The organism is Massilimicrobiota sp. An142 (assembly GCF_002160725.1).
In the GTDB taxonomy this organism is placed as follows: Bacteria; Bacillota_I; Bacilli_A; order Erysipelotrichales; family Coprobacillaceae; genus Allocoprobacillus; species Allocoprobacillus merdigallinarum.
Genome location: NZ_NFLD01000099.1, coordinates 1 through 629 on the forward strand (window position 1 = coordinate 1; position 629 = coordinate 629).

General features: G+C 36.7%; 1 protein-coding gene. It reads right to left on the reverse strand.

What is annotated here, in order from left to right:
* Positions 1-542, reverse strand: a 542-nt coding sequence (locus tag B5E87_RS14865; RefSeq protein ID WP_158095643.1) for an IS1595 family transposase, incomplete at its 3' end; no start/stop codon positions are given.
* Positions 543-629 lie beyond the last annotated feature (87 nt).

Genomic DNA, 629 nt, shown 5'->3' on the forward strand with positions numbered 1-629 from the left:
AAATACTTGTCTGATATCCCTCTATATCCATGCAAAAACAATTCAATAGACGAATGCAATCTATTGACCTTATCCAATGTATATCCGTCCTTTTCTTTCTTGCCTGATGGAATCTTAATCCATTTAACCCCTAACTTTTTCATCAGTCCATGATATGAGCGAAGGCTGTCACTGACAACTGTACATTGTGAAGGGATTTTGTCTTTATATATTTCATAGAGATTCTTGGTATGTATTCTTCCTCTTTCTGATACCTGTATCACTTTATTGTTGTGTTCATCTATGGCACAGACAATGTTTCTCTTCTGATCGCTGATTCCTCTTTTCTTCTTTGATTCTTTATCTTCAACTGTTATTCCAGGATGTTTAACATCTGAAAGTTTTTCATCAAGGTAAACAACTCCATCTAGTATGCGATCTTCAGCCGTGAGAGAAGCACATACACTCAGTATCTTATGTCTCCACACAAGAGATGTATGTTCGCATATACCTGCAATATGAGCAGACTGTACAATGGTATCACCACGAAAGAGTGATTCCATATACAGATACCATTGATAGGCTTCCTTCTTTGAATATGAAAACAAAGTTCCTGTCATGGGCGAGAAAGTCTTATGACAATGTTTGCA